This is a genomic window from Streptomyces sp. SID13726, from assembly GCF_010548375.1.
Lineage (GTDB): Bacteria > Actinomycetota > Actinomycetes > Streptomycetales > Streptomycetaceae > Streptomyces.
In genome coordinates this window covers 1-20662 of record NZ_JAAGLY010000008.1, presented here as the reverse complement: position 1 = coordinate 20662, position 20662 = coordinate 1, and the positions used below count along the sequence as shown (strand labels likewise).

The 20662-nt window shown below is 68.7% G+C and carries 16 protein-coding genes; 14 read left to right on the top strand and 2 right to left on the bottom strand.

Translation table 11 applies throughout. From position 1 onward, the window contains the following. Positions 1 to 69: 69 nt before the first annotated feature. The gene (locus tag G3I78_RS22230) at positions 70 to 750 is read left to right on the top strand and encodes an ATP-dependent Clp protease proteolytic subunit (protein WP_164427308.1); all 681 of its coding nucleotides are present in this window, start codon (positions 70 to 72) and stop codon (positions 748 to 750) included. 160 nt (positions 751 to 910) lie between these two features. After that, positions 911 to 2197 (top strand): ATP-dependent Clp protease ATP-binding subunit ClpX, encoded by a 1287-nt coding sequence (gene clpX / locus G3I78_RS22225; RefSeq protein WP_164427306.1) that lies wholly within the window; start codon positions 911 to 913, stop codon positions 2195 to 2197. A gap of 72 nt (positions 2198 to 2269) precedes the next feature. On the opposite strand, the gene G3I78_RS51245 is transcribed toward clpX, so the two are convergent. Continuing rightward, positions 2270 to 3295 (bottom strand): hypothetical protein, encoded by a 1026-nt coding sequence (locus G3I78_RS51245; RefSeq protein ID WP_203615353.1) that lies wholly within the window; start codon positions 3293 to 3295, stop codon positions 2270 to 2272. Between the two features lie 136 nt (positions 3296 to 3431). On the opposite strand from G3I78_RS51245, the gene G3I78_RS22210 reads away from it, so the two are divergent. The 12 genes from G3I78_RS22210 to G3I78_RS22155 all read left to right on the top strand — a co-directional run bounded on the left by G3I78_RS22210 (position 3432) and on the right by G3I78_RS22155 (position 19748). Beyond that, complete coding sequence (locus tag G3I78_RS22210) at positions 3432 to 6056, top strand: valine--tRNA ligase (protein ID WP_164427302.1); 2625 nt, start codon at positions 3432 to 3434, stop codon at positions 6054 to 6056. A gap of 118 nt (positions 6057 to 6174) precedes the next feature. Continuing rightward, a complete protein-coding gene (locus G3I78_RS22205) occupies positions 6175 to 7659 on the top strand; it encodes a folylpolyglutamate synthase/dihydrofolate synthase family protein (RefSeq protein WP_164427293.1) in 1485 nt (494 codons plus the stop codon). An 8-nt stretch (positions 7660 to 7667) separates the two neighbouring features. Then, positions 7668 to 8078: a DUF4233 domain-containing protein gene (locus G3I78_RS22200; RefSeq protein WP_164427291.1), complete on the top strand. Its 411-nt coding sequence runs from the start codon at positions 7668 to 7670 to the stop codon at positions 8076 to 8078. A 64-nt stretch (positions 8079 to 8142) separates the two neighbouring features. Beyond that, positions 8143 to 8556 (top strand): nucleoside-diphosphate kinase, encoded by a 414-nt coding sequence (gene ndk / locus G3I78_RS22195; protein WP_164427290.1) that lies wholly within the window; start codon positions 8143 to 8145, stop codon positions 8554 to 8556. A gap of 309 nt (positions 8557 to 8865) precedes the next feature. Beyond that, positions 8866 to 9885 carry a rod shape-determining protein gene (locus G3I78_RS22190; protein ID WP_004931372.1) on the top strand — a complete coding sequence of 340 codons (1020 nt, stop codon included), beginning with the start codon at positions 8866 to 8868 and terminating at the stop codon, positions 9883 to 9885. A gap of 115 nt (positions 9886 to 10000) precedes the next feature. Further along, on the top strand, positions 10001 to 10948 hold the full coding sequence (mreC, locus tag G3I78_RS22185; RefSeq protein ID WP_164427288.1) for a rod shape-determining protein MreC: 948 nt from the start codon (positions 10001 to 10003) through the stop codon (positions 10946 to 10948). 12 nt (positions 10949 to 10960) lie between these two features. Then, entirely contained in the window at positions 10961 to 11638 is a 678-nt protein-coding gene (gene mreD, locus G3I78_RS22180) for a rod shape-determining protein MreD (protein WP_164427287.1), read from the top strand. A 137-nt stretch (positions 11639 to 11775) separates the two neighbouring features. Continuing rightward, the gene (gene mrdA, locus G3I78_RS22175) at positions 11776 to 14031 is read left to right on the top strand and encodes a penicillin-binding protein 2 (protein ID WP_164427286.1); all 2256 of its coding nucleotides are present in this window, start codon (positions 11776 to 11778) and stop codon (positions 14029 to 14031) included. Next, the gene (gene rodA / locus G3I78_RS22170; protein ID WP_164427285.1) at positions 14028 to 15227 is read left to right on the top strand and encodes a rod shape-determining protein RodA; all 1200 of its coding nucleotides are present in this window, start codon (positions 14028 to 14030) and stop codon (positions 15225 to 15227) included. Before mrdA ends, rodA begins: the two co-directional genes overlap by 4 nt. A 73-nt stretch (positions 15228 to 15300) precedes the next feature. Continuing rightward, positions 15301 to 16806: a CYTH and CHAD domain-containing protein gene (locus G3I78_RS22165; protein ID WP_164427283.1), complete on the top strand. Its 1506-nt coding sequence runs from the start codon at positions 15301 to 15303 to the stop codon at positions 16804 to 16806. An 88-nt stretch (positions 16807 to 16894) separates the two neighbouring features. Further along, complete coding sequence (locus tag G3I78_RS22160) at positions 16895 to 18874, top strand: TIGR03960 family B12-binding radical SAM protein (RefSeq protein WP_164427281.1); 1980 nt, start codon at positions 16895 to 16897, stop codon at positions 18872 to 18874. A 469-nt stretch (positions 18875 to 19343) separates the two neighbouring features. Continuing rightward, entirely contained in the window at positions 19344 to 19748 is a 405-nt protein-coding gene (locus tag G3I78_RS22155) for a hypothetical protein (RefSeq protein ID WP_343243817.1), read from the top strand. Positions 19749 to 19913: 165 nt separating this feature from the next. Here the strand turns inward: G3I78_RS22155 and G3I78_RS22150 are convergent, their stop codons facing one another. Further along, positions 19914 to 20381 carry a hypothetical protein gene (locus G3I78_RS22150; protein ID WP_164427279.1) on the bottom strand — a complete coding sequence of 156 codons (468 nt, stop codon included), beginning with the start codon at positions 20379 to 20381 and terminating at the stop codon, positions 19914 to 19916. Positions 20382 to 20662: the final 281 nt, after the last annotated feature.

Below are 20662 nucleotides of genomic sequence, written 5' to 3'. Positions count from 1 at the left end.
CCCATGCGGGGCCCAGGAAAGCCCCCGCACAGCCCCCAGCCGACCGCCACAGCCCCTAGGAGACAGACAGTGAACGACTTCCCCGGCAGCGGCCTCTACGCCCGCACCGAGGCCGAGTACACCGGCCCGCGTGCCGAGTCCCGCTATGTGATCCCCCGCTTCGTCGAGCGCACCTCGCAGGGCATCCGCGAGTACGACCCGTACGCGAAGCTCTTCGAGGAGCGCGTGATCTTCCTCGGCGTGCAGATCGACGACGCCTCCGCCAACGACGTCATGGCACAGCTGCTGTGCCTGGAGTCGATGGACCCCGACCGGGACATCTCGGTCTACATCAACAGCCCCGGCGGCTCCTTCACCGCGCTGACCGCGATCTACGACACCATGCAGTTCGTGAAGCCCGACATCCAGACGGTCTGCATGGGCCAGGCGGCCTCGGCCGCCGCCGTCCTGCTGGCCGCCGGTACGCCGGGCAAGCGCATGGCGCTGCCGAACGCGCGCGTGCTGATCCACCAGCCGTACAGCGAGACCGGCCGCGGTCAGGTCTCCGACCTGGAGATCGCCGCCAACGAGATCCTCCGGATGCGCTCGCAGCTGGAGGAGATGCTGGCCAAGCACTCCACCACGCCGATCGAGAAGATCCGCGAGGACATCGAGCGCGACAAGATCCTCACGGCCGAGGACGCGCTGTCGTACGGCCTGGTCGACCAGATCATCTCCACCCGGAAGATGAACAACGCCGCCGTCCGCTAGGCGGACCCCGTAGGATATGCCGCCCCTTGGCACAGTGCACGTCAAAGTGAACCCTGCCAAGGGGGGCCCGAACGGGGGGCCCGGCAAGGTACCGTCGGACATAAGGCAGCACCAGGAGCCGCTGGACCTAGGCGTCTCCCAGGCGAAGGGGAAGCACACCGTGGCACGCATCGGTGACGGCGGCGATCTGCTCAAGTGCTCGTTCTGCGGCAAGAGCCAGAAGCAGGTCAAGAAGCTCATCGCAGGGCCTGGTGTGTACATCTGCGACGAGTGCATCGATCTCTGCAACGAGATCATCGAGGAGGAGCTCGCCGAGACGAGCGAGGTGCGCTGGGAGGAACTCCCCAAGCCCCGCGAGATCTTCGAGTTCCTCGAGGGCTATGTGGTGGGCCAGGACGCGGCCAAGAAGGCCCTCTCCGTGGCGGTGTACAACCACTACAAGCGCGTTCAGGCCGGCGAGAACGGCGGCGGCAACAGCCGTGACGACGCGATCGAGTTGGCGAAGTCCAACATCCTCCTGCTGGGCCCCACGGGCTCCGGCAAGACCCTCCTCGCCCAGACCCTCGCCCGCATGCTGAACGTCCCGTTCGCGATCGCCGACGCGACGGCGCTCACCGAGGCGGGTTACGTCGGCGAGGACGTCGAGAACATCCTGCTGAAGCTGATCCAGGCGGCCGACTACGACGTCAAGAAGGCCGAGACCGGGATCATCTACATCGACGAGATCGACAAGGTCGCGCGGAAGAGTGAAAACCCCTCCATCACGCGGGACGTGAGCGGCGAGGGCGTCCAGCAGGCGCTGCTGAAGATCCTGGAGGGCACCACCGCCTCCGTGCCGCCGCAGGGCGGACGCAAGCACCCGCACCAGGAGTTCATCCAGATCGACACGACGAACGTCCTGTTCATCGTGGGCGGTGCCTTCGCGGGCCTGGAGAAGCTCATCGAGTCCCGGGCGGGCGCCAAGGGCATCGGCTTCGGGGCGACGATCCGCTCCAAGCGCGAGCTGGAGGCCAAGGACCAGTTCGAGGACGTCATGCCCGAGGACCTGGTGAAGTTCGGCATGATCCCCGAGTTCATCGGCCGCCTCCCCGTCATCACCTCGGTCCACAACCTCGACCGCGAGGCGCTCCTCCAGATCCTGGTCGAGCCGCGCAACGCGCTGGTGAAGCAGTACCAGCGCCTCTTCGAACTCGACGGCGTGGAGCTGGACTTCGAGCGCGAGGCCCTGGAGGCCATCGCCGACCAGGCCATCCTCCGCCAGACCGGTGCGCGTGGCCTGCGCGCCATCATGGAGGAAGTCCTCCAGGGCGTCATGTACGAGATCCCGTCCCGCAAGGACGTGGCCCGCGTGGTCATCACCGCGGACGTCGTCCACTCCAACGTCAACCCGACCCTGATCCCGCGGGACGCGCGCGGGCGGGGACCGGGCGAGCAGAAGACGGCGTAACCGCACCGCAGTTGTCGTCGAAGGGGCCCCGGTCACGGTGACCGGGGCCCCTTCGACGTCGTACTGCGTGCGTCAGGCCTTCACGCGAACTTCCGTACGCAGCTTGGCCGTCATGTCGGCCGCGTTCGAAAGGTCCGCCGCCTTGCCGGACATGGCGTCCGCCATGTCGATGGGGATGACGATCCCGAGCGTGCTGTGGTCGCCCCAGATGCACACCGGCATGCTGATCGAGCCCGAAGTGCCGGTCGAGGTGCCGCTGTCGACCTTCGTCTCCTGGCACTTGAGGACCGCGCTGTCGAGACCGGCCGGGGTGTACGCCTTCGGGCTGCCGACGACCTTGCCCTCGCCGTCGCTGGCCGCGCTCTTCTTCATCTCCGCGAACATGGCGTCGACGACCTTCTCCGGGTCGTCGATGTCGCCGTAGACGCCCATGAAGTTGACCATCTTCATGGCGAGGTAGTCGGTCGCGGCGCCGGACTGGTAGGTCGCGCTCACGTCCTGGGCGTTCTTCACGCCGTGCTTCTCGGCGTCCTTGACGTCGTTCTCGCTGAAGCCGCCGCCGTCGGCGCTGGCGGACTTCTTGTAGTCGGTGAGGACCGTGGCCGGCGTGGTCAGGGTGTGCGCCCCGTCGTCCGCGATGTCCGAACCGCCGCCGCCGTTCCCGCCCCCGCCGATCACGAGGTACGCGCCGACCGCGATCGCGGCCACGACCGCCACCGCGCCGACGATGATGCCGATCTTCTTGCCGTTGCCGCCCGGCGCCGGGGGCTGCGGAACGCCGTAGGGGGCCTGGCCGTACGGCGGCTGCTGGCCGTAGGGAGCCTGCGGCTGGCCGTACGGCGGCTGCTGCGGAGGAACGCCGCCCTGCTGCGGGTAGCCGTAACCGGGCTGCGGCTGGCCCTGCGGGGGCTGCTGCGGGTAGCCGGGCTGCGGCTGGGTGGGCGGCGTCTGCTGGGGGTAGCCGTAGCCGGGCTGCGGGGCTTGCGGGGGCTGCTGCGGCTGGCCGTAGGGGCCCGGCTGGCCGTACGGCCCGGGCTGCGGCGGCTGCCCGGGCTGCTGGGGCTGCCCGCCGTACGGGCCCGGCTGGTTGTAGCTCATCTCTGGGTTCCCCTCCAGATGCTTATGTGTTCCTGACATCCTGGCCCAGGCCAAGTCGCCGCACGGCATCGGGGGCCCCACCGTTACAGAACAAACGCGTTTCGGGACACCGCCGCGACACCCCTAAACTGACCCCGTGACCGAGAACGCTCAGCAGCAGCCCACAGCGCCCAGCACCGAACTGCCGACCCAGTACACGCCGGCCGAGGTAGAGGAGACGCTGTACGAGCGCTGGGTGGAGCGCGGTTACTTCGCCGCCGACGCGAAGAGCGAGAAGCCCCCGTACACCATCGTCATCCCGCCGCCGAACGTCACCGGCTCGCTCCACCTGGGCCACGCCTTCCAGCACACGCTCATGGACGCCCTCACCCGCCGCAAGCGCATGCAGGGCTACGAGTCGCTGTGGCTGCCCGGCATGGACCACGCCGGCATCGCCACCCAGAACAAGGTCGAGCAGCAGCTCGCCGAGGAGGGCAAGTCCCGCCACGACCTGGGGCGCGAGGAGTTCGTCGAGCGCGTCTGGCAGTGGAAGGAGGAGTACGGCGGCCGGATCCTCGGCCAGATGCGCCGGCTCGGCGACGGCGTCGACTGGGACCGCGAGCGCTTCACGATGGACGAGGGCCTGTCCAAGGCCGTCCTCACCATCTTCAAGCGGCTCTACGAAGACGAGCTGATCTACCGCGCCGAGCGGATCATCAACTGGTGCCCGCGCTGTCTGACGGCCATCTCGGACATCGAGGTGGAATACCAGGAGGACGCGGGCGAGTTGGTCTCGATCCGCTACGGCGAGGGCGAGGACAGCCTCGTCGTCGCGACCACGCGCGCGGAGACGATGCTCGGTGACACCGCCGTCGCCGTCCACCCCGACGACGAGCGGTACCAGCACCTCATCGGCAAGCAGATCAAGCTGCCGCTGACCGACCGCACCATCCCGGTCGTCGCCGACACCCACGTCGACCCCGAGTTCGGCACCGGCGCGGTCAAGGTGACCCCGGCGCACGACCCGAACGACTTCGAGATCGGCCGCCGCCACGACCTGCCGTCCCTGACGATCATGGACGAGCACGGCGTGATCACCGTCCACGGCCCGTTCCTCGGCCTGGACCGCTTCGAGGCCCGCTCCTCCGTCGTCGGCGCGCTCAAGGAGCAGGGCCGCATCGTCGCCGAGAAGCGCCCCTACATGCACTCTGTCGGCCACTGCTCGCGCTGCAAGACCACGGTCGAGCCGCGGCTGTCCCTCCAGTGGTGGGTCAAGGTCGGCCCGCTCGCCAAGGCCGCCGGTGACGCGGTCCGCGACGGCCGGGTCAAGATCCACCCCGAGGACATGTCGAAGCGCTACTTCGACTGGGTCGACAACATGCACGACTGGTGCATCTCACGGCAGTTGTGGTGGGGCCACCGCATCCCGATCTGGTACGGCCCCGAGGGCGAGGTCGTCTGCGTCGGCCCCGACGAGGAGCCGCCCACGGGTGCGGGCTGGACCCAGGACGCCGACGTCCTGGACACCTGGTTCTCCTCCGGCCTGTGGCCGTTCTCCACGCTCGGCTGGCCCGAACAGACCGAGGACCTGCGGAAGTTCTACCCGACCGACGTCCTGCTGACCGGCCACGACATCATCTTCTTCTGGGTCGCCCGGATGATGATGTTCGGCCTCTACGCCATGGACGGCCAGGCCCCGTTCCACACCATCGCGCTGACCGGCCTGGTCCGTGACGAGTTCGGCAAGAAGATGTCGAAGTCGAACCCCAACGCGGTCGACCCGCTGGTGTGGATGGACGCCTACGGCTCGGACGCCGTCCGCTTCACCCTCGCCAACGGCGCCAACCCGGGCGCGGACGTCCCGATCGGCGAGGACTGGGTCAAGGCCTCCCGGAACTTCACCAACAAGATCTGGAACGCCACCCGCTTCGCCCTGATGAACGGCGCCACGGTCGAGGGCCCGCTGCCGGACGCCTCCGAGATGTCGGCGACCGACCGCTGGATCCTCTCCCGCCTCAACACCACGGTCGCCCAGGTCGACGCGTACTACGACGACTACCAGTTCGCGAAGCTCGCCGACGCGCTCTACCACTTCGCGTGGGACGAGGTCTTCGACTGGTACGTCGAGCTGTCCAAGACGACGTTCTTCGCGGGCGGCGACCAGGCCAGGGTCTCCGGCCGGGTCCTCGGCGAGGTCCTGGACGTGACGCTGCGCCTCCTGCACCCGGTCATCCCGTTCGTCACGGACGCCCTGTGGACCACCCTGACCGGCGGCGAGTCCCTGGTCATCGGTGACTGGCCCAAGGACAGCGGCTTCCGCGACCAGGCCGCCGAGGACGAGATCGCGCTGGTCCAGCGGGTCGTCACCGAGGTCCGCCGGTTCCGCAAGGACCAGGGCCTCAAGGACGGCCAGAAGGTCCCGGCCCGCCTGGACCTCGCCGTCGCCGCCCTCGCCGCCCACGAGGCCGCCGTCCGCCAGCTCCTCCGCCTCCAGCCGGAGGGCGACACCTTCGCGGCCACGGCCACCCTCCCGGTCGCCGGCGCCACGGTCGCCCTCGACCTCTCCGGCACGATCGACGTGGCCGCCGAGCGCAAGAGGCTGGCCAAGGACCTCGCCGCGGCGGAGAAGGAGAAGGCCCAGGCGACGGGGAAGCTCGGCAACGAAGCGTTCCTGGCGAAGGCCCCGGACAACGTGGTGGACAAGATCCGCGGCCGCCTGGCGAAGGCGGACGAGGACATCGAGAGGATCCAGACCCAGCTGGAGGGTCTGCCTCAGCAGTAGCGCTTTTAGGGGCGCGGGGAACTGCGCGACCAGCCACAAACCTCCCCGCGCCCGCCAGGCGGCACCAGCCACCCCACTCCGAAGGCACGCTGTCAGTCGCCGTCCGTAGACTGGGCCCGTGAGTGAGACCGACCCCTTCGACGAGATCGTCGCCGCCGAAACCGACCGAGACCCCGACCTCGCGGTCATCGAGGCCGGCAGCCGAACCCTCCGCACCCAGGGCACCCCGCCGGAGGCAGACGTCCCCGCCCGCCCCGCCGACCCCGAGGTCGACAAGGCCCTGCGCGCGGTCGAGGCCGACCTCGCGACCAGGTGGGGCGAGACCAAGCTGGAGCCGAGCGTCAGCCGCATCGCCGCGCTGATGGACGTCCTGGGCGATCCGCAGCGGTCGTACCCCTCGATCCACATCACGGGAACGAACGGCAAGACCTCCACGGCCCGCATGATCGAGGCCCTCCTCGGCGCCTTCGAACTGCGCACCGGCCGCTACACCAGCCCCCACGTCCAGTCGATCACCGAGCGCATCAGCCTGGACGGCGCGCCGATCTCCGCCGAGCGGTTCATCGAGACGTACGACGACATCAAGCCGTACATCGAGATGGTCGACGCCCAGCAGGAGTACCGGCTGTCGTTCTTCGAGGTGCTGACCGGCATGGCGTACGCCGCCTTCGCGGACGCCCCCGTCGACGTGGCCGTCGTGGAGGTCGGCATGGGCGGCTCCTGGGACGCCACGAACGTCATCGACGGCGATGTCGCGGTCGTGACCCCCATCGACCTCGACCACACCGACCGGCTCGGCGGGACCCCCGGCGAGATCGCGGTCGAGAAGGCCGGGATCATCAAGCAGGACGCGACCGTGATCCTGGCCCAGCAGCCGGTGGACGCGGCGCAGGTGCTGCTGAAGAAGGCTGTCGAGGTGGACGCCACCGTCGCGCGCGAGGGCCTGGAGTTCGGGGTCGTCGCCCGCCAGGTCGCCGTCGGCGGCCAGCTGCTGACCCTGCGCGGGCTCGGCGGTGAGTACGAAGAGGTGTACCTCCCGCTGCACGGCCCGTACCAGGCGCACAACGCGGCCGTGGCGCTCGCCGCCGTCGAGGCGTTCTTCGGCGTCGGCGCCCAGCGCCCGGACCGCCTGGACATCGACACCGTCCGCAAGGCCTTCGCCGCCGTGACCTCCCCGGGCCGCCTCGAAGTCGTACGGCGGTCCCCGACCGTCGTCCTGGACGCGGCCCACAACCCGGCAGGCGCCCGTGCCACCGCGGAGGCGGTCGGCGAGGCCTTCGACTTCAGCCGGCTGATCGGTGTGGTGGGCGCGAGCGGCGAGAAGGACGTGCGGGGGCTGCTTGAGGCCTTCGAGCCGATCTTCGCCGAGGTCGTGATCACCCAGAACTCCAGCCACCGCGCGATGGACGCCGACGAGCTCGCCGCGATCGCCGTCGAGGTGTTCGGCGAGGAGCGGGTGCAGGTCGAGCCGCGGCTGCCGGACGCGCTGGAGGAGGCGATCACGCTGGCCGAGGAGGACGGCGAGTTCGCGGGCGGCGGAGTGCTGGTCACCGGGTCGGTCATCACGGTCGGCGAGGCCCGGCTGCTGCTCGGAAGGGGCTGAGCCGCGCCATGCGTACGCTCTGTGCATCGACCCTGATCGGCGAGTTCTTCGTCATCGGCTTCGCCGGACTGGTCGCGATGAAGGACCCCGACCTGGCGACCTCCACGGTGTGGACGGTCAGCGGCATCGCCATGTTCTTCTGTCTCGCGCTGTGCGGGGTCGTGACCCGGCCCGGCGGCATCGCCCTCGGCTGGGCGCTCCAGATCGCCCTGATCGCCTCCGGCTTCGTCGTGCCGACCATGTTCTTCATGGGTGCGGTCTTCGCGGCGCTGTGGTGGGCCTCCGTGCACTACGGCCGCAAGATCGACGAGGCGAAGGCGAGATTCGCCGCCCAAGCCGCCCAAGCCGCCCAGGCAGGCCAGGCCGCCCAGGCAGGCCAAGCCGCCCAGGCAGGCCCTGCTACACCTGACGCTGTGTGACGAACGTACCGACACGCCCTGTAATCTCGTCCCACCGCACATGTCAGCAGGCAAGGAGCCCCTCGTGAGCCAGCGCACCCTCGTCCTCCTCAAGCCCGACGCCGTCCGTCGTGGCCTGACCGGCGAGATCATCAGCCGTATCGAGCGCAAGGCGGGCTGGCGGATCACCGCGCTGGAGCTGCGCACCCTGGACCAGGAGACGCTGGAGCAGCACTACGGCGAGCACAAGGGCAAGCCCTTCTACGAGCCGCTGGTGGAGTTCATGGCGTCCGGTCCGGTCGTCGCGCTGATCGTCGAGGGCGAGCGGGTCATCGAGGGCGTCCGCGCGCTCGCGGGACCGACCGACCCGATCGCCGCCGCGCCCGGCTCCATCCGGGGCGACTACGGCGTCATCGTCCGGGAGAACCTGATCCACGCGAGCGACTCCGAGGAGTCCGCCGAGCGCGAGGTGAAGATCTTCTTCCCGGGTCGCGCATAGGTTCCGTGCGTAGGTTTCGTGGCATTTTCTGACGGGTCGTCAGAACGCCTGCTCGCCTGACCTGGGACGGCCGATCATTTTCGGCCGTCCCTCGGCATATGCGTGCCGATCGGGGGAACGAGTGCCCCCGATGGACCGTCTCCACAAGCGGGGCGGCTTTACATCTGCTGACAATGGCGAAGACCCTCGCGCAGTGTTCGTGCAGGCGCGTCTACGATGGAAGCCTTCACGTCACAGCACCCACTTCGCCGACCTGAAAAGCCCTCAAAAGCTCCCGGGAAGGCCAGACGAATCCTGATGGGGAACTCAATGTCGTTCATCGGCCGTGACATGGCTGTCGACCTCGGGACCGCCAACACGCTGGTGTACGTCAGGGGTCGCGGGATCGTACTCAACGAGCCGTCCGTCGTCGCGATCAACACCAACACCGGTGGAATTCTCGCGGTCGGCGCCGAAGCGAAGAAGATGATCGGGCGGACGCCCGGCAACATCGTTGCCGTACGCCCGCTGAAGGACGGCGTGATCGCCGACTTCGAGATCACCGAGCGAATGCTCCGCTACTTCATCCTGAAGATCCACAAGCGGCGGTATCTCGCCAGGCCGCGCGTCGTCGTGTGTGTCCCCTCGGGCATCACCGGCGTCGAGCGCCGTGCCGTCATCGAGGCGTCGTCCCAGGCCGGCGCCCGGCAGGTGCACATCATCGAGGAGCCCATGGCGGCCGCCATCGGCTCCGGCCTGCCGGTCCACGAGGCCACGGGCAACATGGTGGTGGACATCGGCGGCGGCACCACGGAGGTCGCGGTCATCTCCCTCGGCGGCATCGTCACCGCCCAGTCCATCCGGGTCGCCGGTGACGAGCTGGACAACGCGATCATCCAGCACATCAAGAAGGAGTACTCCCTTCTGCTGGGTGAGCGGACAGCCGAACAGATCAAGATCACGATCGGTTCGGCGTACGACCTCGACGCTGACGAACACACCGAAATCCGCGGCCGGGACCTCGTCTCCGGGCTGCCCAAGACCGTCGTCATCTCGGCCGCCGAAGTCCGCAAGGCGATCGAGGAACCCGTCAACGCCATCGTCGACGCCGTCAAGACGACCCTCGACAAGTGCCCGCCGGAGCTCTCCGGCGACATCATGGACCGCGGCATCGTCCTCACCGGCGGCGGCGCTCTGCTCCGCGGCCTCGACGAGCGGCTGCGCCGGGAGACCGGCATGCCGATCCACATCGCCGAGGACCCGCTCGACAGCGTGGCGCTGGGCTCCGGCAAGTGCGTCGAGGAGTTCGAGGCGCTCCAGCAGGTGCTGGACGCCCAGCCGCGCAGATGACGTAACTCTTCGATTCCGCCGTACGAGATGATCTCCTCTCGTACGGCGGATCGTTGATATAGAGGCATAAGCTCCCACAAACGCAACTTCAATGAGAAGGGCACGGCCGCCGCACGTGAGGGACACACGAGAGAGCCGGCTGCTCCTGGTGCTGCTGATCGCCGTCGCGTTCGCGCTGATCACGGTCGACATCCGCGGCGGGGAGGACTCGCCGGTCGACGGTGCCCGCCAGGCCGCGGCCGCCGTGTTCGGCCCGGTCGAGGACGGTGTGTCGAGCGCGGTGAACCCGGTCGGCAACGCCGTGTCGGCCATCCGCGACTCCGGCGAGCGACACGACCGGCTCGCGGAGCTGGAGAAGGAGAACGCCGCCCTCAAGGCGAGACTCGGCAGCGACGACCGCAACACCAGCCGCCTCAAACAGCTCGACAAGATGATGAAGATCGCCGGCGAGGGCCAGTACGGCATCAAGGGCGCCGAGGTCATCGCCATAGGAGCGGCCCAGGGCTTCTCCTGGACCATCACCGTCGACGTCGGTGCCAACGACGGCATCAAGCGCGACATGACCGTCCTCAACGGCGACGGACTGGTCGGCCGCGTCACCACGGTCGGCCCCCACACCGCCACGGTGCTCCTCGCCAACGACCCCGACTTCACCGTCGGCACCCGCATGGAGGCCACCGACGAGCTCGGTTTCGCCTCCGGCCAGGGCGACCAGCCGCTGCGCGTCGAACTCCTCAACGGCAAGGCCGACGTGAAGAAGGGCGACCGCCTGGTCACCTTCGGCTCGCAGGCCGACAAGCCCTTCGTGCCCGGCGTCCCGGTCGGCGTGGTCTCCCGCGTCGAGCCCTCCGGCGGCGACCTCACCAAGACCCTCTACATCACGCCGTACGTCAGCTTCACCAAGCTCGACATCGTCGGCGTCGTCGTGGAGGCCCCGAAGAAGGACCCGCGCGACACGGTGCTACCCGCCAAGCCCAGGCCGACGCCCACCCCGACCGTGACGGTCACCGTGACCCCGTCCGCGAACGCGCCGGTCGGCGGCGACCTCCAGCAAGAGCAGTAGGAGCTGTACCTGATGCGCGTCAACCGGATCCTGCTCTCGTCGGCCCTGATCGTCGTCGCCCTGGTCCTCCAGGTGAGCGTCCTCGCCCGCCTCCACCTCCCGGGCGCCGTCCCCGACCTGCTGCTCCTGACCGTCCTCGGCCTCGCCCTGGTCTACGGCCATGTCGGCGGCGCCCTCGTCGGCTTCGGCGCCGGTCTCCTCGCCGACCTCGCCGCCGCCGCCGACCACGCGGCGGGCCGCTACGCCCTGGTGCTGTGCGTCATCGGCTACCTCGCCGGGCTCGCCAAACCGGAGAACGGCAGACTCAAGTCGGCCACCGGCCCGATGGTCGTCGTGGTGGCCGCCGCCGTCGGCACCACCCTGCTGTACGCCGGTGTCGGCGCCCTCGTCGGCGACACCGCCGCCCGCCATGTCGGCCTCGGCAGCCTGCTGTTCACGGCCGCCCTGTACGACCTGCTGCTCGCCCCGTTCGTCGTCCCCGGCATCATGGCGCTCGCCCGCCGCGCCGAGAACGACCCGCTGGCCGAGACCAGTTCGGCGGCCAAGTCGGCGGACATCTCCTCGGGCTGGCTCTCCTCCGGCACCGGTCTCAAGATCGGCGGCCAGCGGGGCGGACTCGGCAGCCTGAAGACCAAGGCACGGACGCGCACGGCCCGGGTGGGCCGCGTCAAGGGGGTCAAGCGGCTGTGACGGCGGGTCATGTTCCCGGAAGCACCCGGGACTTCACTCGAACGAGTGCGCTGAGCTGGAACGCGGCTTCACAGGTCGGCCGTTCATCATTCGTACGCGCACACACGTCGGCGCACTGAGAGGGGGCGGCAACCGCAGTGACCAACATCCCCGAGACCGGGCGGACCCCACGGGTCCAGATCCGGCTCGTCGTGATCCAGATCCTCGTCCTGTCCCTCCTCGGCACCCTCGGCGGTCGCCTCTGGTACCTCCAGATCCGGGAGGGCGACGAATACGCCAAGGAGGCCTCGGGCAACCACGTCCAGCAGGTCGTCGAGCCCGCCGTGCGCGGCTCGATCCTGGACGCGCGCGGAGTGCCCCTCGCGGACAACGAGACCCGGCTCGTGGTCTCCGCGTCCCGCACCGATCTGCTGAAGATGAAGGACGACGGCAAGGCCGTCCTCACCAAGCTGGCCGGCGTCCTCGGGATGAAGCCCGAGGAGGTGACGCAAAAGGTCCGGCTGTGCGACGCGAAGACGCCCCAGCCCTGCTGGAACGGCTCGCCGTACCAGCCGATCCCCATCACCGACGAGGCCACCGCCAAGCAGGCCCTCCAGATCCGCGAGCGCGCCGAGGACTTCCCCGGCATCACCGCCGAGCCCGAGGCCGTACGCCGCTACGCCGCCCCCGCCAAGTCCAACGCCGCCCAGGTCCTCGGCTACCTCTCGCCCGTCACCGACGACGAGATCACCAAGGCCCAGGACACCGACTCGCCCTACCTGCGCTCCGACCAGGTCGGCCGCTCGGGCCTGGAGCGCGAGTACGACAAGGAACTGCGCGGCAAGGCCGGCGTCACCCGCTACGAGGTGGACAACCTCGGCCGCGTCATCGGCCAGGCCGAGGCGGACGAGGCCCAGCCCGGCGCCAATCTCGTCACCAGCATCGACGCCCGCGTCCAGCGCGTCGCGGAGTACGAACTGAACGACGCGATGAAGGAAGCCCGCAAGCAGTGGGACCGCAACACCAACGAGAAGTACAAGGCGGACTCCGGCGCGGTCGTCGTCATGGAGGCCAAGACCGGCCGCATCGTCGCCATGGCGTCCAACCCGACGTACGACCCCAACGCCTGGGTCGGCGGCATCTCCGCCAAGGACTACGCCAAGCTCACCGGCAAGTCCTCCAACTACCCGCTGCTCAACCGGGCCATCCAAGGCCTGTCCGCACCCGGCTCCACCTTCAAGGTGATCTCCACGGCCGCCGCCGTCGAGGCCGGCTACGACTTCGACGGCCGCTATCCGTGCACGAGTTCGTACTCGGTCGGCGGTCAGGTCTTCAAGAACTTCGAGTCGGAGAACTTCGGCCCCATCTCGCTCGGCCGGGCCCTTGAGGTCTCCTGCGACACCGTCTTCTACGGCCTCGCCCACCAGCAGTGGCAGAAGGACGGCGGGATCAACCCGAAGAAGGGTGAGCCCAAGGACTACTTCTTCAAGGCGGCCCACCAGTTCGGCCTCGGCAAGACCACCGGCATCGACCTGCCCAACGAGGTCAGCGGGCGCATCCCCGACCGCCAGTGGAAGCAGGACTACTGGGCGGCCAACAAGGACGCCTGGTGCAAGTCCGGCAAGAAGGACGGCTCGTACGTCGAGAAGATCGAGTACGAGAACTGCCTCGAAGGCAACAAGATGCGCGCCGGTGACGAGATCAACTACTCCATCGGCCAGGGCGACACCATGGTCACCCCGATCCAGATGGCCACGATCTACGCGGCGATCGCCAACGGCGGCACGCTGCACGACCCGACGGTCGGCAAGGCCGTCGTGAGCGCCGACGGCAAGAGCGTCCAGGAGATCAAGCCCAAGTCGCACGGCAAGCTGCCGATAAGCCAGGCCACGCTCAAGAAGATGGACACCGCCCTCGCGGGCGTCGCCACCGAGGGCACCGCCGCCTGGCGTTTCGCCCAGGTCGGCTGGCCGCAGGCGAAGATCCCGATGCACGCCAAGACCGGTACCGCCGAGGTCTACGGCAAGCAGACGACGTCCTGGTTCGCCACGTACACCAAGGACTACACCGTCGTCATGACGATCTCCCAGGGTGGTACCGGCTCCGGCGCCTCGGGCCCCGCCGTCCGCAACATCTACGACGCGCTGTACGGCGTCTCCGACGACGGCACCATCAACAAGAAGAACGCGCTGCTGCCGACGCCCGAGAAGAGCCTGCCGAAGGTCCAGACGGACGGGACCATCAAGTCCCCGAAGGTCGCCAAGGACCCGGCGAAGGACCAGCGGGCGAGCCAGGAGGGCGCGCCCGAGCCGGACGAGACCCAGCAGGCGGCGACCGTGAACACGCCGACGGCCGGGAACCGTGACACACGCAGGCGCCGCCGCAAGCGCGGAAACCGGAGGATGCTCACATGACCGGGGCGAACAGCTTCCAGGTCTCCGGGTACGGCCCCGAGCGCGCGGGCTGGACCCGGCTGCTGGCCCGCGACTCGCTCGCCCGCCGGCTCGACTGGCCGATACTGTTCTCGGCCCTCGCCCTGTCCATGATCGGCTCGGTCCTGGTCTTCTCGGCGACCCGCAACCGCACCGAGATCAACCAGGGCGACCCGTACTACTTCCTGCTCCGGCACCTCATGAACACCGGCATCGGGTTCGCCCTGATGATCGGTGTGGTGTGGGTCGGCCACCGCACCCTGCGCACCGCCGTGCCCCTGCTCTACGGCGCCTCGGTCTTCCTGATCCTGATGGTGCTCACCCCGCTGGGCTCCACGGTCAACGGCGCCCACTCCTGGATCGTGCTCGGCGGCGGCTTCTCGCTCCAGCCCTCGGAGTTCGTGAAGATCACGATCATCCTGGGCATGGCGATGCTGCTGGCGGCCCGGGTCGACGCGGGCGACAAGCCCTACCCCGACCACCGCACCGTGCTCCAGGCGCTCGGCCTCGCCGCCGTGCCGATGCTGATCGTGATGCTCATGCCCGACCTCGGGTCGGTCATGGTCATGGTCATCATCGTGCTCGGCGTGCTGCTGGCCTCCGGGGCCTCCAACCGCTGGGTCTTCGGCCTGCTCGGCGCGGGCGCGGCCGGCGCGATCGCGGTCTGGCAGCTGCACATCCTGGACGAGTACCAGATCGCCCGCTTCGCCGCCTTCGCCAACCCGAGCCTCGACCCGGCGGGCGTCGGCTACAACACCAACCAGGCCCGGATCGCGATCGGTTCGGGCGGCCTGACCGGCGCGGGCCTCTTCCACGGCTCGCAGACCACCGGCCAGTTCGTCCCCGAGCAGCAGACCGACTTCGTCTTCACCGTCGCCGGTGAGGAACTGGGCTTCGTCGGCGCGGGCCTGATCATCGTCCTGCTCGGGGTCGTGCTGTGGCGGGCCTGCCGGATCGCCCGCGAGACGACCGAGCTGTACGGCACGATCGTCGCCGCCGGGATCGTCGCGTGGTTCGCCTTCCAGTCCTTCGAGAACATCGGCATGACCCTCGGGATCATGCCGGTCACCGGTCTGCCGCTGCCGTTCGTGTCGTACGGAGGATCGTCGATGTTCTCGGTGTGGGTGGCGGTCGGGCTGTTGCAGTCGATCCGGGTGCAGCGGCCGATGTCCGCGTAGGGCGAGGGGGCGGGGTGGGCCGGGTGGCGGTGGCCCTCTGCCGTAAACCGCTCCTGGCCACTAGATTCAGGTCATGGCGGACACAAAGCGGGAGATCGAGCGCAAGTACGAGTCCGACGAGAGCGGGCTGCCGGACCTGACCGGAGTCAACGGCGTCGAGACCGTCGTCGACAAGGGCGTGGCCCAGCTCGACGCCACCTACTACGACACCGTCGACCAACGCCTCGCCGCGTCCTCGATCACCCTGCGCCGTCGCACTGGCGGATCGGACGAGGGCTGGCATCTGAAGTTCCCGGTCTCGCCGGGCGTACGCGACGAGATCCGGGCCCCGATGTCCGACACCCTGCCCGACGAACTGGCCGCGCTGGTCCGCTCCCGGGTCCGGGGGACCGAGCTGCTGCCCGTGATCCGGCTGCGCTCGGACCGCGATGTGCGCGACCTCCTCGACGCGGAGGGCCGGCTGCTCGCCGAGGTCAGCGTGGACGCCGTGCACGCCGAGCGGCTCAGCGGCGGCACCGGCGACGCCCAGTGGACCGAGATCGAGGTGGAACTCGCCGACGACGGCGACCCGGCCTTCCTCGACAAGGTCGAGAAGCGGCTGCGGAAGGTGGGCGTACGGCCGTCGCGGTCGTCCTCGAAGCTGGCGCGGGCCCTGGCGGAGACGGAATCCAAGAAGAAGCGTTCCTCCGCCGCGCTGGACGACCCCGAGACGGCCGGTGACCATGTGCTGGCGTACGTTCGGGCCCAGCGGGACGCACTGGTCGAGCTGGACCCGGCCGTCCGCCAGGACACCGAGGACTCGGTGCACAGCATGCGGGTCGCCACGCGTCGGATGCGCAGCACCTTCAAGTCGTACGGCAAGGTCCTGGACCGGACCGTCACCGACCCGATCGGCGACGACCTGAAGTGGCTCGCCGGTGAGCTGGGCGTGGACCGGGACCGCGAGGTACTGCACGAACGGCTGACGGCGGCGCTCGACGAGGTGCCCGGGGCACTGGTCTCGGGGCCCGTGGGCGAGCGCGTGGACGTCTGGGCGGGGGCCCGGCCCGGCGGGGCGAGCGCGCGGCTGATCGGCGTCCTGGACTCCCACCGCTATCTCACCCTCCTCGACACCCTGGACGCGCTGATCGCCGACCCGCCGCTGCTGAAGGCCGCCGGGAAGAAGCCCGACGAGGTGATCGCCAAGGCCGTGACGAAGGACTTCGGGAAGGTCGCCGACCTGGTCGGACAGGCGCTGGAGCTGGAGCCCGGCACCGACCGGGACGTGGCGATCCACGAGGCCCGCAAGAAGACCAAGCGGACGCGGTACGCGGCGGAGGCGGCCGGGCCTGTGCTCGGCAAGCCGGCGAAGGCCGTGGTCAAGGCCATGAAGTCGCTCCAGAACCTGCTCGGGGAGCACCAGGACAGCGTGATGGCCCGGCAGATCCTGCGCGAGCTGTCCGCGGTCGCCCACGCGGCGGGGGAGAGCGCGTTCACGTACGGGCTGCTCTACGGGCGTGAGGAGCGGCGGGCGGCGGCCGTGGAGGCCGAGCTGCCCGGGTTCTGGGACGGGATCAAGGACGAGGTGTCCGCCCTCTGACCCCTCGGACGTACGGGGGCCGGCCGCGATCGCGTTAGGCTAGATGGTCACCCCTGTCAGTTCAGTCCAGCCCACGAAGGTGCGCGAGATGCCTGCCGAAGTCGCTGCGGCCGCGGAATCTGTGTTCCCGCAGCTCGAAGCTCTGCTCCCGCATGTGCAGAAGCCGATCCAGTACGTCGGCGGTGAGCTCAACTCCACCGTCAAGCCGTGGGAGTCGTGTGACGTCCGCTGGGCGCTGATGTACCCGGACGCGTACGAGGTGGGCCTGCCCAACCAGGGCGTCATGATCCTCTACGAGGTGCTGAACGAACAGGAGGGTGTCCTCGCCGAGCGCACGTACAGCGTGTGGCCGGACCTGGAGGCGCTGATGCGGGAGCACGACGTCCCGCAGTTCACGGTCGACAGCCACCGCCCGGTGGGCGCCTTCGACGTGTTCGGCCTGTCCTTCTCCACGGAGCTGGGCTACACCAACATGCTCACCGCGCTGGACCTGGCGGGCATTCCGCTGGAGTCCCGCGACCGCGGCCTGGACGACCCGATCGTGCTGGCCGGCGGCCACGCGGCCTTCAACCCCGAGCCGATCGCGGACTTCATCGACGCGGCGATCATCGGCGACGGCGAGCAGGCCGTGCTCGACATGACGAAGATCATCCGGGACTGGAAGGCGGAGGGCAGGCCGGGCGGCCGCGAGGAGGTCCTGTTCCGCCTCGCTCGCACCGGTTCGGTGTACATCCCGGCGTTCTACGACGTCGAGTACCTCCCGGACGGCCGTATCGCCCGTGTGGTCCCCAACAAGTCGGGCGTCCCGTGGCGCGTGTCCAAGCACACCGTCATGGACCTGGACGAGTGGCCGTACCCCAAGCAGCCCCTGGTCCCGCTGGCCGAGACGGTCCATGAGCGCATGTCGGTGGAGATCTTCCGCGGCTGCACCCGCGGCTGCCGCTTCTGCCAGGCCGGCATGATCACGCGCCCGGTCCGCGAGCGCTCCATCACGGGCATCGGCGACATGGTGGAGAAGGGCCTGAAGGCGACGGGCTTCGAGGAGGTGGGCCTTCTCTCCCTGTCCTCGGCGGACCACTCGGAGATCGGCGACATCGCGAAGGGCCTGGCGGACCGGTACGAGGAGGACAAGATCGGCCTGTCCCTCCCGTCGACCCGCGTGGACGCCTTCAACGTGGACCTGGCGAACGAACTGACGCGCAACGGCCGCCGCTCGGGCCTGACCTTCGCTCCTGAGGGCGGCTCGGAGCGGATGCGCAAGGTCATCAACAAGATGGTCTCGGAAGAGGACCTGATCAGGACGGTTTCCACGGCGTACGGCAACGGCTGGCGCCAGGTGAAGCTGTACTTCATGTGCGGCCTGCCGACGGAGGCCGACGAGGACGTCCTCCAGATCGCCGACATGGCGACCCGGGTGATCGCCGAGGGCCGCAAGGTCTCCGGCCAGAACGACATCCGCTGCACGGTCTCGATCGGCGGCTTCGTCCCCAAGCCCCACACCCCCTTCCAGTGGGCCCCGCAGCTCTCCGCCGAGGAGACGGACGCCCGCCTCCAGAAGCTCCGCGACAAGATCCGCGGCGACAAGAAGTACGGCCGCTCGATCGGCTTCCGCTACCACGACGGCAAGCCGGGCATCGTGGAAGGCCTCCTGTCCCGCGGCGACCGCCGGATCGGCGCCGTGATCCGCGCGGTCTACGAGGACGGCGGCCGCTTCGACGGCTGGCGCGAGCACTTCTCCTACGACCGCTGGATGGCCTGCGCCGACAAGACCCTCCCCGCCTTCGGCGTCGACGTCGACTGGTACACCACCCGCGAGAAGACCTACGAGGAAGTCCTCCCCTGGGACCACCTCGACTCCGGCCTCGACAAGGACTGGCTCTGGGAGGACTGGCAGGACGCCCTCGACGAGACGGAGGTCGAGGACTGCCGGTGGACGCCTTGCTTTGACTGCGGGGTTTGTCCGCAGATGGATACGGCCATTCAGATCGGGCCTACGGGGAAGAAGTTGCTGCCTCTTGCGGTCAAGAACGCGGGTCCGGCGCCGGCTTCGAGTGGGCACTCGCACTGAGGTGAGTGAGGCGTTGCGGCGCATTGTGGGTGCCCTCGGGGACGGCAGCGAGGAGGAGACGGCTGCTGTCCTGAGGGCGCTCGGTGTGGAGAGTGGGCGGCGGGCGATTGTGCGGGAGGCGGCGAGAACGCCTCTGCCGCCCCCTGGAGGCTCGATGGCCGTCCATTCCGAGGTGGAGTGGGTCTGAGGGGTTTGCGAGCCCCAGGAGAGCCCCGTGCTCGGCGGCTGTCGCCTGAGTGGCTGCTCTCGGTTCGCGACGGGCCTCATGGCTTCCTAGCGTGGCGATATCCGCTACCGAGGAGGCGCCATGTCAGCGAGCGAGCCGCCTGGGGGTAATCCGCGGTGGGGAAGTCTGGGTCAGGCCTCTTCCCCTCCCGGGCAGTGGACATCGCCTCCTGGGCCACCCCAGAAGAAGCGACGGGGGCGTGGCTGTCTCTGGGGATGTGCCGGTGCCCTGGCCGCAGTAGTCGTGATCGTCATCATCGCGCTGGTGATCGCGGCGGGGGACAAGAACGAGAGCACCACCTCTGCGCCCAGCGCGACGCCCACTGCGAAGACGCGGCAGGGACAGAAACGGGAACCCGCAGAGGAACGGACTGACCTCATCAGCTTCCAGCTCGACGACCGCTCGCAAGCCGGCTTCAGCAACATCTGGCTCGTCTGGACGATCAAGAACACCAGCAGCGAGAAGTCCAACTACTCCTGGGACTGGGAGGCGGTCGACGTCGACGGCACTCGTGTGGATGACGGTTCGCAGTGGGAGACCAACGTGCAACCCGGCCAGACGGCTCGGGGCGAGTTCCCCACGACGCTCAAGAGCGCGAAGGGCATCAAGCTCAACGTCACCAGCTTTAACCGGAGTGCCAGCTATTGAACTGAACAGGCTTGTGGAGGCCGGGGCGACCCGGTGCGGGTACCCGGCCTGAGTCAGGTGGAACGTCATCCGTGACAGCTGTCGTCGGCCCATGTGGCTTCGTCTAACGAGAGGGGCTTGGGGTGGGTGTTTACGGCTGAGGAGACCACTGTGCCCGTACCGACGTCACTCCTCGCTTGCAGCGAGGGTGCTTGGATCATCCTCTGGCGGGTTGAATGTCTGATAAATGCCAATTCCTGACAGGATGAGGGCTAGTCCGAGGAAGACGGAGAAGATCGTCCACGACCACCACGTGTCCACGACGGCAAGTCCCCAGAGGATTGGGGCTGTCACTGAGAGAATGATGATCACGGCACCAAGGCTGCCCCAGTTGCGTTGCTTGACCAGATCCCGAGATTGACGTGCAGCAGCGGCGAGTAGCTGGTGCCGGGTGAGAGTCTCTAGAAGATCAATTTCCTCCGTCCAGCCGTCAGGTGTCTCCCTGAGGTGCTTGAGGAGTTCAATGTTGCTCGCGAGGTCAGCGTTCATGCGAGCAACCCGGCGGTTCTGGGCGGCCGTCGTTACCAGCGGGCCGAAGACGGCGGCAACCGTTACCCCGACCCCACCAAGTACCGGTGCGAGCAATGCTGACAACTTGTCTCCTCGACTGTATGCAGGGCGTCGAGGCGTATCGTCGCACCCCGGTCTGACAGTGGAGCGACTTCAGTGCCAGAAGTAGTCGAGCCACATCCCAGCCAAGACGGGCGGGTCCTACGGGCCATCGGCGTGCATGAGGGTGTGGACCGAAGTGTCAACGGCCACTCAGTTCTCCCCGGAGGCGGCCAGTAATTCTCCCCACTGGCGGCCAGCAGTTCTTCCCCAACCGCGGCCAGATATCTCCCCGCTGTTGGTGGGTGGATCAGCGCAAGGGGATC

What these genes read in the sequence shown, in the direction of transcription:
- G3I78_RS51245 (WP_203615353.1), bottom strand. Translation starts at nt 3,295, where the DNA reads ATGAGCTACAACCAGCCGGGCCCGTACGGCGGGCAGCCCCAGCAGCCC.
- mreD (WP_164427287.1), top strand. Translation starts at nt 10,961, where the DNA reads ATGCGCGTCAACCGGATCCTGCTCTCGTCGGCCCTGATCGTCGTCGCC.
- G3I78_RS22165 (WP_164427283.1), top strand. Translation starts at nt 15,301, where the DNA reads ATGGCGGACACAAAGCGGGAGATCGAGCGCAAGTACGAGTCCGACGAG.
- G3I78_RS22160 (WP_164427281.1), top strand. Translation starts at nt 16,895, where the DNA reads ATGCCTGCCGAAGTCGCTGCGGCCGCGGAATCTGTGTTCCCGCAGCTC.
- G3I78_RS22190 (WP_004931372.1), top strand. Translation starts at nt 8,866, where the DNA reads ATGTCGTTCATCGGCCGTGACATGGCTGTCGACCTCGGGACCGCCAAC.
- G3I78_RS22200 (WP_164427291.1), top strand. Translation starts at nt 7,668, where the DNA reads ATGCGTACGCTCTGTGCATCGACCCTGATCGGCGAGTTCTTCGTCATC.
- rodA (WP_164427285.1), top strand. Translation starts at nt 14,028, where the DNA reads ATGACCGGGGCGAACAGCTTCCAGGTCTCCGGGTACGGCCCCGAGCGC.